Source organism: Paenibacillus favisporus (genome assembly GCF_040545415.1).
GTDB classification, from domain to species: domain Bacteria; phylum Bacillota; class Bacilli; order Paenibacillales; family Paenibacillaceae; genus Paenibacillus_AQ; species Paenibacillus_AQ favisporus.
In genome coordinates this window covers 220,334-235,464 of sequence record NZ_JBEPLV010000007.1, presented here as the reverse complement: position 1 = coordinate 235,464, position 15,131 = coordinate 220,334, and the positions used below count along the sequence as shown (strand labels likewise).

The window sequence follows — 15,131 nt, the reverse complement described above, 5'->3', positions numbered from 1 at the left end:
ACGCGCAACAACTCTGATCAGGCTTCCGTTCCCTCGGACCACCGGTTCAGCAGCTTGTCGGACGGAAGCAGATAAGTCAGAATGCCAAGCAGCGGCAGGAAGCTGCATATCTGCATGACGGTCGTAATGTCCACGATATCGGTCCATTTACCCAGCACGAGTGCGCCAAGGCCCCCCATCCCGAAAGCCAGGCCGGTAATAAGGCCGGAGACGGTTCCGATTTTGCCGGGGAACAGCATTTGCGCATACACGACCGTCACCGAGAAGCTGGAGAAGACGATCAGGCCGATGAGCGCCAGCAGCACGCCTGACCAGAACAGATTCGCATAAGGCAGAAGGATGGCCAGCGGAGCAGCAAGGATCATCGAACAGAAGATCATGTTCCGTTTGCCGAACCGGTCGGCCAGCGGACCGCCAAAGAACGTGCCGACGGCGCCGGCTGCTAGGAACAGGAAAATGTAAACCTGCGCGTCGCTCACGGAAAGGTGGAAATTCTCCATGAGATAGAATGAAAAGAACGTGCTGATGGACGAGCTGTACCAAGAACGGACGAACACGAGCAGCACCAGCAGCACGATCGCGAAACGGACGCGGGAGCGCACTTCCGGCCGCAGCTGGCGCGCCTGCGTTTTCTTCTTCTGGTACGCCCCGGTGCGCAGGCGGTTGCCGTACCATCTGGCGATAAAGATTTGGACCGCAATGCCGGCCGCGGCGACGATGGTAAACCAGATCGAGCCGAACAGGCCGAGCGGGATGAAAATCCACATCGTCAGCACGGGAGCCAGGGACTGCCCGGCGTTGCCGCCGACCTGGAAGATCGACTGGGCCAGCCCGCGGCGCGTTCCGGAGGCCATGTGGGATACCCTCGAGCCTTCCGGATGAAAGGCGGCCGAGCCCAGGCCCACGAACACGACGGCCAGCAGCAAGGCCGGATAGGTGGTGGCGAAGGCCATCAGCAGCATCCCAGTGAAGGTGAAGCCCATCCCGATCGGGAGCAGCGCGGGCGTCGGCTTGCGGTCGGCGAACCATCCGACCACCGGCTGCATAATGGAGGACGTAAAGTTGATCGCAAAAGAAATGATCCCGATCTGCGTATAGGTCAGGTGCATGGACGACTTCAGAATCGGGAAGATCGCCGGGATGACCGATTGGATCGAGTCATTAAACAGATGCACGAGGCTGATGGCGATGAGGATCCGGTAGACCGTGGCCGACATATCCGGCTGCGTCAGCGGCTGCTGTCCACTTGGCGGCGAAGTCTTGGTCATCGTTTGAACGGACATGTTACCTCCTGGTGTTTGAACTCAAGAAGGATCGGCTATGTACATGTCAGGTCCTCTATTGTTCGGAATGTTTAAGGAGATTATATGTCAGATTCAGGCAAACCGTATACCCCTTACTTGATAAAAACTCCCCCGAACGGAATGATCTCCCGCAGTACCCGCTTGATCAGCCCGTCGTTATTCAGGTCCTTCTCCAGGTGGCTGCTCCGGTGTCCGGCCTGAAACAGCACCGTTCCCACACCCGTCATTTTAAAATGATAATTCATGTGCTGGCTGGCCAGCGTATTGCCGTAAACCGTCAGGTCGAGTTTGGCATTCTCGGGGTAAGCGATCACGCTTCCCGCGTCAACGTACAGCGGCTCGTCCGGATGAAGCTCCGCTTCCAGGACCATGCCTTCGGTCAGGACGCCGATCGTGCCCGTCCCGGCAAATTTCACCTTGATGGCGTCACGGGTAATCAGCATATTCTTCGCGCTCAGAATCCGCGTTTTCATGGTGATGCCGGAGCTGTAAAAAAACAAATGACGCAGGTCGTACAGCAAATCGCTGCCGCCGGCAAGCTCAATCGGCTTGACGCTGTAGCCGGGAGGCAGCGCTGCGGTAAAACTGCAGCTCCCCCGCATATCCGCCTGAATCAGTTTTTTCTTCCGGTACATCCCCTTAATATTCATCAGCCGGTCGCTCCGCCCGTCGGACGGTCCCCTGTAGGCGATGATCTGCTCCGGATGCAAAAAGTGCATCTCTTCCCCTTGTTCCAGCAGGAAGGTCACGGCTTGTCCGCTGTCCGGGCTTGCATGTTCCTGTATCGACAGATTCAATGGCAATTCCTCCTACTTCGGGTTCCAGGATTGTCGCTAAATCCGATTGGCTCTGCGCATGAAGTACCGCATAATGCGGATAAAAACAAAATACCCGGCGGCCAGAGCGACCACTGTGATCAGCATGACTTTCAGCTTATGCTCCCTGGCTGCCCTGGCCTGATTGGTTTCCTGCAGCGCCTGAACGGTTTCGGACAGCTCCTTGTTCTGAGCCATCAGCTCGGCGTTCTGCTCTTGGTACTGCTTCGCGTCAGCTTGAGCCCGGTCGAGATCGTCCAAGGTTTCCCGGTAGCTCTCCTTCAGCCGGTTGACTTCGCTGGGGAGGCCGGAGAACGTCTCCACCCCTTTATAAAAATCGTCGAAATAATTCGCTTTGGCGGAAGTCTTGAACAGCATCGTGCCGCTTATGACAATCATAACCGCGCATAATAGGCGGATCAGCGATAAGTTCCGGTTCATAAAGCAACAACCTCCTGCATAGAGTTATAGAAAGTGAGGGTTGTCCATCACGCAGGACAGGCCGGAGCCGTCCATAGAATATACTCGAAAACCGGCGAATAAGTTCCACTTTCGTCCATTTTTGCCGGACCGGTTTCAAATGGCGCCCAAAGCGGGTAAATGAAAAAGGAAGCCGGATGACGCACCAAAAGGCGGACAGAAGAGCCAGTCCCAGGAATAGAAGAAGCCCTCTCAAATATACGAATATATAGGACATGAAAAGGAGCAATGAATGATGCGTGAAACAGAACAACAATATAAAAAGATTAGGATTACCGTTAACGGCGAGCCTTTGGGCAAGGAGCTGTGGATTGACAAAGTTACGTATGCACCGGTCCAAATCCTCGAAACGGCCGGTCCAACCGAAACCAAAATGAATGCAATTGTCAGTTAATGTCTAAATAATACCATATTTCAAAGCGCAAAAGACCTGGAATCCTTCGAGATTCTGGGTCTTTTTTCGCATGGGCGAAATTTATGCCGATAAAAAAAGTTTGCCGCTTCGAATCTATACTACACGTTTCGACATTTATTTCAATTTCGTTCTTTTATACTAGTTTAGGACAAATCGTAGGACTTTTTACATAAAGATGCATTGAAGTGAAAAGGCCGCGATGAAGGGAGTGGTTTACTCGAAAAAAAGGAAGAATCAGGTAGAAAATAGTGGAATGTTGTGATATTATTTACAAATATATGTATACGAACATATGTTCCGTGACAAGATGCTGTCAGCCAATATTGGTACGATATAAAGACGATGAATTGAGATAGGGGTGAACATCCATGCAGTCAGGTATACAGGATCAATTTACATGGAACCGCAATCATATTTTTGCCAGCGGAATGAATAAGGCTATTCTACTAGTCGAGTGGTACGGAGGAACGCTGCGTCCTGCCCGGAGGCGAACCTCCCCTAAGCTTATCGCCCGGGATGTGGAGCTGCACTTGTGGCTGGAACCACATGTGACCTTGCTGCGTATTTACGGGGCAAAGGCAAGAAGAGGTCTGAATCATTCATTGATCATGCCGCTGGGGCATCTGCAGGACGGAGTCAAGCAGTTCTTTGCGATCGAGCTTGCCCTTGAGCCGCAAAGTCCAGGTCTTCATGGCGTTATCTCGGTCCAGTGGCGTTACAAGGAGCGGAACAAGGAGCGGATCAAGGAGCTCCCCGTCAAAGAACTTTATATGAATTACACGTATCACATGGGGCTTTTGCGACAGCCGGAGGATTTTCACGTCCATAAGCATGTGAAACTTCTGGAAACACCGGGAGTAGTCAAGGAAGCCATCAGGCTGTTTGAATTCGGCGATATTGAGCATGGGGAATGGGTGCTCCGCCGCAAGGGGGACGAGCTGCTGATCAGCGCGGCCCGGAACGCGGACGGCCGTTTGCTGGCCGAGGCCGACATGCTGTACCAGCTCAGCGAGCATTATGTAGGAACTTACATGAATAGGAATACTTCTTTGGTCAGAAACGGGTAAGGAGTCGCATGTATACCCTTCCATATCAAGTACATATTTTTCAAGAAAAAATAGCAAAAACGAAGGGGATGGTCTTTGGAACATGAAAGCAGGATTCGCTTTGCTACAAGTCGAATGGACTACTTCGGAAGTTGAGATATGAGTCTAATTTACTATACGAGCTAGGAGAATCCACATGACAGACAGACTGATCCGACTAATGCGCATTATCACCCTGGTTCAGGCCAAGCCCGGCATTCTGGCGAGGGAGCTTGCGGAGCGCTGCGGCACCAGCGAGCGGACGATATATCGCGATATGGATGCCCTGAGCGCCATGCACATTCCGATTACCCATCAGGGGCATGGCAAGGGGTACAGGTTCATCGGGGATTTTGCCTTGTATCCGCTGGATTGGACGGAAGAGGAAACGTCCGCTTTCGCGGCGCTTCCTTCCATTATGAATCAGATTAAACCGATCCTGCCCGCGGCGTTTGAAAGTGCATATGAGAAAGTCATGGCGGCGAACCATAAGCGAAGAGCAGATTCCGCGGTAACAGAGCAGCAAGAAGCAGTGACATCGGCGGACAAGTCTGCGGCAGCGATACGGGATCAGCCGCCGTTTCTCATCCCGATTCTCATGGCCACCTTGTCCCAGCATACGATCCAGGCGGAATACTTTCTTTCTGAACGCCGGGAGCGAAAGTCCGGAAGAATCGATCCTTACTGGCTCGTACCTTGGAAGCATCGTTTTTATCTGGTCGGCCGGAGCCATTCGGAAGGGAATATCCAAATTTACCCTCTCAGCAATTTTCAGCAGGTAGAAGTTTTAGATGACGTATTCGTCAAAGTACATATGCATGTTCAGCAAGAGTTGTTGGATCCTTATCATGAGCAGCACGAGCAAGACCAAATACAGTTTAAAATCAGGATCTCCCCCCGGATGGCGAATATGTTCAGAACTGAGGCGTTTATTCCCCCGATGCGCATGGCGGAGAGCCGGGACGGCAGTCTGATTGTGGAGTTATGTGTGACCAACGTGGTTGAATTTATAAGCTGGCTGTCCCAGTACGGGGCGGAAGCCGAAATTATGGAGCCCGTATTTTACAGGGAGATGATGAAACGGAATTTGCGCAAATGGCTTGCTTTATACAAATGATACAGGATCCCCGCACTTTATTGCTCACCCTGCAACAGGGAAATGCCAGCAGTTGACATCCCGCCTTCCCGATGGATGCTGGCCCTGTCTTTTCAAATTCCTCTTCATGCATGGCAGCGACTTCAGGTATGTTTTCCCGCCCCATTCGAGAATCCGAACGACGAACGGCCGACTTCACTTGAGTCATTACGATACAGCCCAGGAAATCGTATGTTTATCATTTTCCTATCATTCTCCTCACTGTCAAGATATGTTAAAATTATAAGGAATGTTTTCCAGTTTGAGATGAGTGCAAGGAAGTGGGGAGATCGGTGAACAATTTTTTGGGAAGGAACGTGAAAGGCGACAAGGACAATGAGCCCAAGTCCGGGCTTAACTTACGGTTGAATTTGTTTTTTTTCAGCACCTTCGTCATCTTTTGCGTCATTATTATCCGGCTGGCCGTCATACAATTCGTCGAAGCAGATACCCTGACGGAGAAAGAAACAGGGCAAAACACGAAAAATATTCCGCTTCCGCCTGCCCGTGGAGATATTTTGGATGCGACCGGCACCAAACTGGCTTTTTCTACGCCGGTACAGTCGTTGTACATAACCCTTCAGAAGGATTACAGCAACGCGACGGAAAAAAGCAGGAAGAACCGCGCGGAAGCGTTGCAGTTGGCTCAGAAAATAGCGGATGTCTTTAACGGATTGGGGGACCCGATCAAGAAGGAAGACATCATTGAAGCGATGGACCTGGATTCCAAGAAAGAGCACGGGTATTATCCGCGCCGGATCAAGATGGATTTATCGCAGCGGGAGATCGCCTATTTCATGGAGCGGAAATCCGAATTTCCGGGCATCGAAATTATTGAGGAATCGAAGCGGACGTATAACCCGAATACGATCGCGGTGCAAACGGTCGGATACATTAAGAGCTTCAAGCATACGGAGTCGTTAAAAGAGTATGACGAGGCGCGCAAGGACCAGAAGGATCCCGGACTCGTCTATACGCCGGATGAGCTGGTCGGTGTCGACGGTGTCGAGATGTCCTTTCAAAAAGAGTTGCGGGGCAAAAACGGGTATAAAGTAGTCTCGGTAACGCCGGGCAACATCGTTGACGGTGTCGAGGAGATCGTCCCGCCCGAGAAGGGGAACGACGTCTGGCTGACGATCAACAAGCAGGTACAGCAGACGGCGGAGCAGGCGATCATGGACCAGCTGGACTGGGTGCATCACAATCCCGTGTCTGGTCAGACACATAAAGATGCGCTGACGGGTTACGCCGTTGCCATGGAGGTGGATACCGGCAAAATTGTGGCCATGGCCAGCATGCCTGACTATGACACGAATGTATGGGGGAATGGAGGGATTTCTCCAAAAGATTTTGATAAGATCCAGACCAACTATCAGAACGGAACAATTACTCCTTATTCCTCCGGTAAATCAGGCCACAACATGGAATCTACGCTGCTGCTCGGTTCCACGATGAAGCCGCTCAGCGTGCTGGTCGGCCTGCAGGAGCATTTGTTCTCGACGACGACGCCTTATAACGATGTCGGCATTGCGTATTTCGGTAAAGAGAAGAAGCCTGTACGGAACTCGCAGAACCATGCCTATGGATACCTCCGCACCCCTGCTGAGGCCATCGAGCATTCATCGAACGCCTTTATGGTGGATATGGTCGGCGACAGGTTGTTTAAGAAATATATTAACGCGGGCGGCGCATACAACAAGGGTGTCGACGTCTGGGATAGATATATGAAGCAATTTGGTTTAGGTGTATCGACGGGAATCGATCTCCCCAATGAATTCCTTGGCAAACGGGAATATATGCCCGACAAAAACGGAAAGTTCCCGCAAACAGGCAGCGCCCAAGGGTCTCTCGTCTATGCATCCTTCGGCCAGGAAGGGAGGTATACAACCCTTCAGCTCGCCCAATATGCCACCACGCTGGCGAATGAGGGGGAACGGATCAAGCCGCAGATCGTCAGCAAGATTACCGACCAGAACGGCAAGGTCGTCAAAACGTTCAAGCGCGAGGTGCTGAACAAGACGGACGACTTTGACAAGTCTTACTGGAGCCTTGTGCGGAGGGGGATGAACACTGACGTAAAATCCGCGTTCGCCGGCTTCCCATATGATTTTGCCAGAAAGACAGGGACATCCCAGCAGGAGTCGTCGGATGGGGTCAAACGGGATAACGGCGTCTTTATCGCCTATGCCCCGCGGAACAATCCGAAATTGGCCGTCGCCGTCGTCATTCCGGAAGGAGGCTTCGGCGCATACAGCGCAGCTCCGATCGCCCGCAAAATCTTCGATGCGTATGACCAGGAATACGGACTCGACGGGGTGCCGAAGAAAAACAAGCAGGCTGTGAACCCCTAAGACCGTTCGAAAACAACGGCCATTCGGCTTGGCAGCTTCACGGATGTCCGCCCCGATAGAACCATGCTTTCATATGTATATATTGGATGAAGACCGACCCGATTTTCCGGGCGGTCTTTTTCTGTTGTTCTTAAAAAAGTAACAGCATCCTTATGTCCTAACCAAGGGGAAGAGCGAAAGATGTCGAATGCATGCCTTTTATGCTAGAATAATAAAGGTCGTTTTACATAGGTCAGACAGGAAGGAGGAATGCTGGTGAGCGACTATACGACGGACCATGCGCAGGAAGGTCCGAAGAAAGGGAAAAACAGCTTTAACCTGCGGATTAACCTGTTCTTTTTCAGTACGTTTATTATTTTCTGTGTCATCATTATCCGGCTCGCCATTCTGCAGTTTGTGGAGGGGCCCACGCTGACGGAGAAGGAGTCCAGCAACATCGTCAAGGATGTGCCGCTGCCTCCGGTCCGGGGAACAATTTATGACGCTTCGGGCGTGAAGCTGGCCTATTCCACGCCGACCCAGTCGCTGTATCTTACCTTGATGAAGGATTACAGCGAGAAGAACGGGAAGAAGAACCGTCCGGAAGCCGAAAAAATGGCGGAGGATCTGCTGGAAGTGTTCAATAAATACGGCAACCCGAACGGCGAGAAAATGACCAAGCAGGATATCATAGATGCAATGGATCTGGATTACAAGAAATATTCGGGTTATTCACCGCGCCGGATCAAGATGGATTTGTCAAACAAGGAAATCGCCTACTTCTCGGAGCATAAGTCCGATTTCCCGGGTATCGCGATCGAAGAGGAAAGCATCCGGCATTATGACCCCGACACCGTGGCGGTGCAGACGATCGGGTATATCCGAACCTTTAAAGGATCGAAAAGTTTGACCAAATACAAGACGATCGACGAGAAGCAGCGCAGCGGCGATGCGCAGACCGATCCGGGCCTGATCTACACCGAGCCCGAGTTTGTCGGTTACGATGGCCTGGAGCTGATGTACCAGGACGATCTGCGCGGCAAGAACGGATACAAGAAGGTGCCGATCGATCCCCGCAACATGCCGGAGGGCGTGGAGGAGATCGTGCCACCGGAGAAAGGGCATAACGTCTACAGCACGATCAACAAGGAGATTCAGCTGCAGACGGAGCAGGCCATTACCGACCAGCTGAGCTGGCTCCATACGCATCCGGTTTCGGGCAAGCTGCATCCGAACGCCACGACGGGATTCGCCGTCGCGATGGAAGTGAAGACGGGCAACATCGTCGCCATGGCCAGCATGCCGGACTACGATACGAACGTGTGGCAGTCGGGCAGCATCTCGCCGGAAAACTGGGATAAAATTCAGAACATTTACCAGAACGGCACGATCCGTTCCTTTAACCCGGGGAAATCCGGCAGCCATCCGGAATCGGTCGTGCTGCTCGGTTCCACGATGAAGCCGCTTAGCGTTCTGATCGGACTGAAAGAAGGCTTGATTCGAACAAACACCTACTATAACGATACGGGTGCGGCATACTTCGGTAAAGAAGGCCACCAGACCCGCGTACAGAACTCCCAAGGCCACGTGTACGGCGGGATGGACCCGGCGCGTGCGATCGAGAAATCGTCCAACGCGTTTATGGTCGACGAGATTGGGAAAAAGCTGTATGAAAAATACGGCTCCAAAGCCATCCAAGTATGGGACAGCTACATGACTTCGTTTGGTCTCGGGGTCAGCACGGGCAGTGGTCTGCCAGGTGAATGGGAGGGCCGCAAGGAGTATATGGATGTTAAAGCAGCCGGTTCAGCCCAGGCGGCCATGGCCTATGCTTCCTTCGGGCAGCAGGGGAAATACACGACGCTGCAGCTCGCCCAATACGCCGCCATGCTGGCTAACGAAGGCAAGCGGCTGAAGCCGCAGCTCGTCAGCAAGATCACCGACGACAAAGGCAACATCCTTAAGACGTTCAAGCCGGAAGTGCTGAACACCGTCAATTTCAGCCAGTCGTACTGGGATGAAATCAAGCGCGGGATGAAGAGTGACGTCTCCTCCTTTGAAGGCTTCCCTTACAGCTTTGCCCGGAAGACGGGGACATCGACCCAGAGCGTCGGCGGCAAGCTGATCGATAACGGGGTGTTTATCGCTTTTGCTCCGAAGGAAAATCCAGTTCTGGCCATTGCGGTTATGATCCCGGAAGGGGGCTTCGGCTCGCAGAGCGCCGCGCCGATCGCGCGTAAAATTTTCGACGCGTACGACGAGGTGTACGGACTGGACGGCGTTCCGAAAGGCAAGAAGGAAACGACTGATGGTCAAAGCAACCCATAATAAATTCAGGCAGTGCCTGCAAGGCCGTGGATTCCATCGGTGCTTGCGGTAAACTGGCTGATCTAGCAGGCAGTGACACGGGACTTTCCCCGGCTGCCTGCTTTTTTAATGGTAGGCCTGTCCAGCAATGTAAGTGCCGCTGTAAATCCTTTTTGTGAGGTCCCGGTCCTTGTGGTAAAATGTCCGTATGTCTGTGTCAAAACGGAAAGAAAAGCGCTGGAACAAGGACAGGGGGAAACGGCATGACTACGAAATACAAGTTACTCGCACTGGATATGGACGGAACGCTGCTGACCGATGAGCAGAACATTTCGAAGGAAACGGCGCAGTGGATCCGCAAGGCATCGAAGCACGGCGTGCATGTGTGCCTGTCGACAGGACGGGCATTTATGAGCGCCCTGCCTTATGGGGAAGAGCTCGGGCTGACCACGCCCATGATTACGGTAAACGGCAGCGAAGTATGGCGTGCCCCGCATGAGCTTCACCTCCGCTCATTGATGGATGTGGAGCTGGTGAAGGCGATGCACGACATCGCGGTGGAAGAGGACTGCTGGTACTGGGCCTATTCCGTTGAGCAGCTGTACAATAAGGATCATTGGACGGATGACGTCGAAGGCAAGGAATGGCTCAAATTCGGCTACCATACAGAGGATGACGAAGCGAGACACCGTATACTCATGAAGCTGCAGGATATGGGCGGCCTTGAAATCACCAACTCCTCGCCGTTTAATCTGGAGATCAACCCGGAAGGCGTGAACAAGGCTGCGGGCATTGCGGAAGTGTGCAAGCTGCTGGGCCTGACGATGTCTGAAGTCATTGCGGTCGGAGACAGCATGAACGATCTTGCGGCGATCCAGCAGGCCGGGCTCGGCGTAGCTATGGGCAACGCGCAGCAGGTCGTGAAAGATACAGCCGATTATATTACGTCAAGCAACAACGATGACGGAATCGCTGAGGTTATCCAAAAATTCATTTTTAACGAGGAGTGAGCATAGGCGATGGCTGTGCTTGGCTGGATTTTGGTCATTGCGCTGTTCGCAATCGGCTTGGCCGGCGCCGTGTACCCGATACTGCCGGGGGCGCTGGCTATCTTTTTTGCCTTTTTTGTGTATGGCTGGTTTTTTACGTTTTCCCATTTCAACACCTGGTTCTGGATCATCCAGGGCCTCATCATCGTGGTGCTGTTCGTAGCCGATTATGCCGTCGGCGCCTGGGGAACGAAGAAATTCGGCGGCTCCAGGCTGTCGGTCATACTAAGCACCATCGGGGCTATCATCGGGCCGTTCGTCATTCCGGCCTTCGGACTTGTCATCGGACCGTTTGTAGGCGCGTTTGTGGGAGAGCTCATCAACGGATCGTCCCCGTCAAAAGCGGTGAAAGTGGGCTTCGGGACGCTTGTCGGCCTGTTCAGCAGCATGGTGATGAAAGTGATCCTGCAAATCGTCATGATCATCGTATTTTTCGTATGGATCGTGTTTTTCTAATGAGAAGATAACGCATGGGCGGTCACCCGTCCGGGGTTGTGCTTGCTGGGGAAAGAAGGGGAATAGGGTTTGGCGAAGAAAGAATCATTTATTAGAGGCACGCTCATTCTGGCTGCCGCTGCGCTGGTGGCGCGCGTGCTCGGACTGGTGCAGCGGGTTCCGCTGGATCACCTGTTTAATGACATAGGCAAGGCCTCGTTTACGATTTCGAACAACGTCTATTTGCTGCTGCTGACCGTGGCAACAGCAGGCATTCCGAGTACGCTGAGCAAAATGGTATCCGAGCGTTATGCGCTGAAGAAGCCGGCGGAAGCGCAGCGCGTGTACCACGCAGCGCTCATTTTCGCCGCGGCGGCAGGCGTCATCATCACCATTCTGCTGTACGTGCTCGCACCGTATTATGCGACCTACGTTTCCAAGGTGCCGGAAGCATCGCTCGCCATCCGCGCGCTGGCGCCGGCGCTGCTGCTGTTTCCGGCGATCGCGATGATGCGCGGATACTTCCAAGGCCGCGGCAACATGACCGCGGGCGGCATTTCGCAAATCGTCGAGCAGTTCGCCCGGGTCGGCACTGCGATCCTGCTGGCTTATATTCTGCTGAAGAGCGGATATGAGGACAGCTGGGTGGCGGCCGGCGCTTCTTTCGGGGGCGTGCTCGGGAGCATCGGCGCATTTGCCGTCATGCTGTATTACACCGTCAAGATTCGCAAGCAGGACCGGGCGCTGATGCTGGAAGCCGGCCCGAATTCGCATCTGCCGATGGGACAGATTTACAAGGATATCTTTACGATTTCCATTCCGATCGTCCTGTCATCGATGACCGTGCCGGTGGTCAACTTTATCGACTCGTCGATCGTCAATCCGCTGCTGATCGGCCGGATCGGCGAAGCGAAAGCTACGCAGCTGCTCGGGATTCTCGGACAGCGAGCGCAGAGCGTGGCCGGCATCCCGCCGATTCTGGCCATAGCGCTCAGCACCTCGCTGATTCCGGTCATTTCGGCCGCCTTCGCCCGGAAGGACGAAGCGCATTTGAAGCAGCAGATCACACTTGCGCTGCGCATCTCGATCCTGACCGGCATGCCGATCGTCATCGCCCTCTGCGTGGCGTCGTATTCCATCAACGGCCTGCTGTTCAGCAGCCTGGACGGCAGCGGACTGATTATGCTGCTGACGTTCGGCACGATCTTCCAGATTACGATGATGACGACCAACTCGATCCTGCTGGGTGTCGGCAAAGCGTACCTGACGGTCATCAGCGTGATGATGGGCATTATCATCAAGCTCCTTGGAAGCCTTATTCTCGCTCCATGGCTTGGCATTTACGGCATCATCGCCGCGACGGGACTTTGCTTCCTCGTCATTACGTGGCTGAACCTGCGCGTCATGAAAAAAATCGTGCCGTTCTCTATTCTGGGGAAACGCTGGCGTGGCTTTCTCATTACCGTGATCGTCACCGGTGCCGTTGGATACGGGCTTAACGCCGCGGGCGACCAGCTCGTCCGCATTTTGCCGGACAGGCTGGCGTTCCTGATCACCTGCCTGGTGGTTGGCGTCGTGGTCGTGGTGCTGTATCTGGCACTGCTGGTCATGCTCGGCGTGCTGCGCCAGCAGGAGCTGTCCAGCTATCCACGTATCCTGCAGAAGGCGCTGCGTCCGCTGATGCGCCTGCAGCCGTCCCGGTTGAAATCGCAGGAACGGGGTTAATACGGTCCATGCCGCATCAGTTTATAGACAAGCTAATACGTTGAAGTCACAGCCCTCCCGACATCGTGCGTGAGGGCTGTTTTTTGCAGCGCGTACCGGTGGGCATGCGTCATTTCGATCATAAAGGGCCGTCTCGGCCGGCTTACGTAATGAATCGCATCCTCATTTTTGAACCAGTCATAACGCGGGATCGGTTCGCTGTACAGGTCATGCCACACGTCGTGCAGGAGCGGGCTGTACAGGCGCCGGCCTCCGGGGAGCCATTCCTGCTTCATCAGCTCGACACTTTCCAGAGGGGAGTTCAGCGTGTTTTTCTTGTCATGGGTAAACAGCTGCGGCCAATATTCGCTCCGTGAACCGCGATGCTCGACGACTGAGGCGAACGAGTGCACGCCGGACAATACATCCTCGTAACCGAACAGAGTGGCGTAAAGCGCTTTGCCGAAGGCAATCCTCTCGTTCAAGCTGGAGAACTGTTCCAGAATGAGTCCGACCATAGAATCGGCGGCGTAGCCGGCTGACTCGCGGATCCGGGACTTTTCTTCGGGGGTATGGAACACGTCGGCTTCGAGCTCCGGGATATGCGGCAGCATCGGGAAGACGACTTGATTCATCTGAAATTTGCTGTGCATGGAAAATGCCTTTTTACGGAGGACCCGGCTTTGATAATAACCGTTCTGCACGACGCGGCCCTCAATATAGTTTTGTTCATTGATGATCAGCCCGACGGCAAGCAGGGCGCTGTCCCGTTCAATCCAGAAGCGGTCCCAGAACGGGCTCATGAACGCCGACACGCCAAAGCTCGGGAGCAGGTGAAACAAGCTCCGTCCAAGGCGTCGGCTGTGACTGTACAACAGAAGCTGGGGGTAGGCGTCCTGAAAAATGAGCGCGTTGCACCGCTCCAGCATCCGGTACAGGTCCTCCCGGGCGGAAGGCTCCATCAGATCGGACATGAGTCCGCCCTTCAGGTCGCTCATATTCCAGCCGGCGTTCCGCGACACCATGTGGGCCAAAAAGGACCAATGGAGCTCGGGATACTCCCGGTAGCAATCGTAATAGGCCTTCGTCCGCGTAATGTTGCTGCGGTTGGCCTCCCGGGTGCGGGTCCGGATCGTATGAAGAATGTCCTGCTCTTCCTGGGAGCGGGCATTCGTATCGCGGGGATAAGCCAGATGGTGGCGCATTTCCCGCATCCGGCCGATGTCGCTGGCCATCCGGTCCAGCTGGTCGCGGATACTCTGGGCGGACGTCTCCTTCCAGTTGAGCGGCCGGCGGCGCCGGGTCAGCTGCCGCGAGGCCTTCCAGCCGGCGGCTTTGCCGCGGGCGACCTCGGCGGCCGTCTTCGGCAGGGCCGACATGATCCGGATCCAGGCGGGTACAAGGGTGCGCTGCGCAGATGTTACCGGCATGACCGCATCCTCCTTTCTTGTAAACCTCACATTACTTTCAGTATGGCTAAAAAATTTGACTTCCACTCGGTATTTTGATTCACTAAGAGAAGAAATGGACAAGAATTGGACAAGATATGGGATAGAAAGGGCGGATATCCATGCAAAAAATTACTTCTCAAGCCGAATTTCAAGTCGCAATCCAGTCTCCGAGACTGACCGTAGCCGTATTTAAAGCGGACTGGTGCTCGGACTGCAAATTTATGGACCCGTTTATGCCGGACGTGGAAACGAAATTTTCGAACGATCTGACGCTTGTCGAAGTGGACGTGGATCAAGTCGGTGACCTCAGCCAGGAGCTGAACATTTTGGGCATACCGAGCTTTGTGGCCTTTTCGGACGGCCGGGAGCTGGTGCGGCTGGTAAACAAGCTTCGCAAATCGCGCGAAGAAATCGAGGGATTCCTGAATACGGCGCTGGACGTATACAGAACGATTCATAAATAAGCTAATTCGCACCGCTCTTGCCGCACAGAGGCATTTGAGGCGGTGCTTTTCTCTTTAAAGAGCAGCTTCATGGCATGGCTGTACGGAACCGAAGGTATTCGGGTTTCACTACCATTTGGCCGAACCGGCAGCGAAGCAAAGCCCCACTTCGTGGGGC

At 53.8% G+C, this 15,131-nt stretch carries 13 protein-coding genes; 9 read left to right on the top strand and 4 right to left on the bottom strand.

Going from position 1 to position 15,131, the window contains the following annotated elements; all coding sequences use genetic code 11:
* Window positions 1–17: 17 nt before the first annotated feature.
* The 3 genes from ABID47_RS27410 to ABID47_RS27400 form a co-directional block, all read right to left on the bottom strand.
* Entirely contained in the window at window positions 18–1,283 is a 1,266-nt protein-coding gene (locus tag ABID47_RS27410) for an MFS transporter (RefSeq protein WP_435530676.1), read from the bottom strand.
* A gap of 113 nt (window positions 1,284–1,396) precedes the next feature.
* Complete coding sequence (locus tag ABID47_RS27405) at window positions 1,397–2,023, bottom strand: AIM24 family protein (protein WP_435530679.1); 627 nt, start codon at window positions 2,021–2,023, stop codon at window positions 1,397–1,399.
* Window positions 2,024–2,137: 114 nt separating this feature from the next.
* Window positions 2,138–2,560, bottom strand: a complete 423-nt coding sequence (locus tag ABID47_RS27400) for a hypothetical protein (protein WP_354501517.1) — start codon at window positions 2,558–2,560, stop codon at window positions 2,138–2,140.
* A gap of 271 nt (window positions 2,561–2,831) precedes the next feature.
* Here ABID47_RS27400 and ABID47_RS27395 point away from each other — a divergent pair, with 271 nt between their 5' ends.
* From ABID47_RS27395 to ABID47_RS27360, 8 genes are all read left to right on the top strand, one after another.
* The gene (locus ABID47_RS27395) at window positions 2,832–2,993 is read left to right on the top strand and encodes a hypothetical protein (protein WP_354501980.1); all 162 of its coding nucleotides are present in this window, start codon (window positions 2,832–2,834) and stop codon (window positions 2,991–2,993) included.
* 389 nt (window positions 2,994–3,382) lie between these two features.
* The gene (locus ABID47_RS27390; RefSeq protein WP_354501514.1) at window positions 3,383–4,081 is read left to right on the top strand and encodes a hypothetical protein; all 699 of its coding nucleotides are present in this window, start codon (window positions 3,383–3,385) and stop codon (window positions 4,079–4,081) included.
* A 175-nt stretch (window positions 4,082–4,256) separates the two neighbouring features.
* The gene (locus ABID47_RS27385; protein ID WP_354501511.1) at window positions 4,257–5,216 is read left to right on the top strand and encodes a helix-turn-helix transcriptional regulator; all 960 of its coding nucleotides are present in this window, start codon (window positions 4,257–4,259) and stop codon (window positions 5,214–5,216) included.
* Between the two features lie 311 nt (window positions 5,217–5,527).
* Window positions 5,528–7,585: a peptidoglycan D,D-transpeptidase FtsI family protein gene (locus ABID47_RS27380; protein WP_435530675.1), complete on the top strand. Its 2,058-nt coding sequence runs from the start codon at window positions 5,528–5,530 to the stop codon at window positions 7,583–7,585.
* A gap of 255 nt (window positions 7,586–7,840) precedes the next feature.
* Window positions 7,841–9,892 (top strand): peptidoglycan D,D-transpeptidase FtsI family protein, encoded by a 2,052-nt coding sequence (locus tag ABID47_RS27375; protein WP_354501508.1) that lies wholly within the window; start codon window positions 7,841–7,843, stop codon window positions 9,890–9,892.
* A gap of 242 nt (window positions 9,893–10,134) precedes the next feature.
* Window positions 10,135–10,881, top strand: a complete 747-nt coding sequence (locus tag ABID47_RS27370) for a Cof-type HAD-IIB family hydrolase (protein WP_354501505.1) — start codon at window positions 10,135–10,137, stop codon at window positions 10,879–10,881.
* A 9-nt stretch (window positions 10,882–10,890) separates the two neighbouring features.
* On the top strand, window positions 10,891–11,376 hold the full coding sequence (locus ABID47_RS27365) for a DUF456 domain-containing protein (RefSeq protein ID WP_076173695.1): 486 nt from the start codon (window positions 10,891–10,893) through the stop codon (window positions 11,374–11,376).
* Window positions 11,377–11,445: 69 nt separating this feature from the next.
* Window positions 11,446–13,080, top strand: coding sequence for a putative polysaccharide biosynthesis protein (locus ABID47_RS27360; protein WP_354501503.1), 1,635 nt, complete (start codon window positions 11,446–11,448; stop codon window positions 13,078–13,080).
* 32 nt (window positions 13,081–13,112) lie between these two features.
* On the opposite strand, the gene ABID47_RS27355 is transcribed toward ABID47_RS27360, so the two are convergent.
* Entirely contained in the window at window positions 13,113–14,489 is a 1,377-nt protein-coding gene (locus tag ABID47_RS27355) for a DUF2515 family protein (RefSeq protein WP_354501501.1), read from the bottom strand.
* Window positions 14,490–14,629: 140 nt separating this feature from the next.
* On the opposite strand from ABID47_RS27355, the gene ABID47_RS27350 reads away from it, so the two are divergent.
* Entirely contained in the window at window positions 14,630–14,974 is a 345-nt protein-coding gene (locus tag ABID47_RS27350) for a thioredoxin family protein (protein ID WP_076173701.1), read from the top strand.
* Window positions 14,975–15,131 lie beyond the last annotated feature (157 nt).

Coding starts and splice junctions, on each gene's coding strand:
- ABID47_RS27410 (WP_435530676.1), bottom strand. CDS start 1,283: ATGTCCGTTCAAACGATGACCAAGACTTCGCCGCCAAGTGGACAGCAG.
- ABID47_RS27405 (WP_435530679.1), bottom strand. CDS start 2,023: ATGCACTTTTTGCATCCGGAGCAGATCATCGCCTACAGGGGACCGTCC.
- ABID47_RS27400 (WP_354501517.1), bottom strand. CDS start 2,560: ATGAACCGGAACTTATCGCTGATCCGCCTATTATGCGCGGTTATGATT.
- ABID47_RS27395 (WP_354501980.1), top strand. CDS start 2,832: ATGATGCGTGAAACAGAACAACAATATAAAAAGATTAGGATTACCGTT.
- ABID47_RS27390 (WP_354501514.1), top strand. CDS start 3,383: ATGCAGTCAGGTATACAGGATCAATTTACATGGAACCGCAATCATATT.
- ABID47_RS27385 (WP_354501511.1), top strand. CDS start 4,257: ATGACAGACAGACTGATCCGACTAATGCGCATTATCACCCTGGTTCAG.
- ABID47_RS27370 (WP_354501505.1), top strand. CDS start 10,135: ATGACTACGAAATACAAGTTACTCGCACTGGATATGGACGGAACGCTG.
- ABID47_RS27365 (WP_076173695.1), top strand. CDS start 10,891: ATGGCTGTGCTTGGCTGGATTTTGGTCATTGCGCTGTTCGCAATCGGC.
- ABID47_RS27355 (WP_354501501.1), bottom strand. CDS start 14,489: ATGCCGGTAACATCTGCGCAGCGCACCCTTGTACCCGCCTGGATCCGG.
- ABID47_RS27350 (WP_076173701.1), top strand. CDS start 14,630: ATGCAAAAAATTACTTCTCAAGCCGAATTTCAAGTCGCAATCCAGTCT.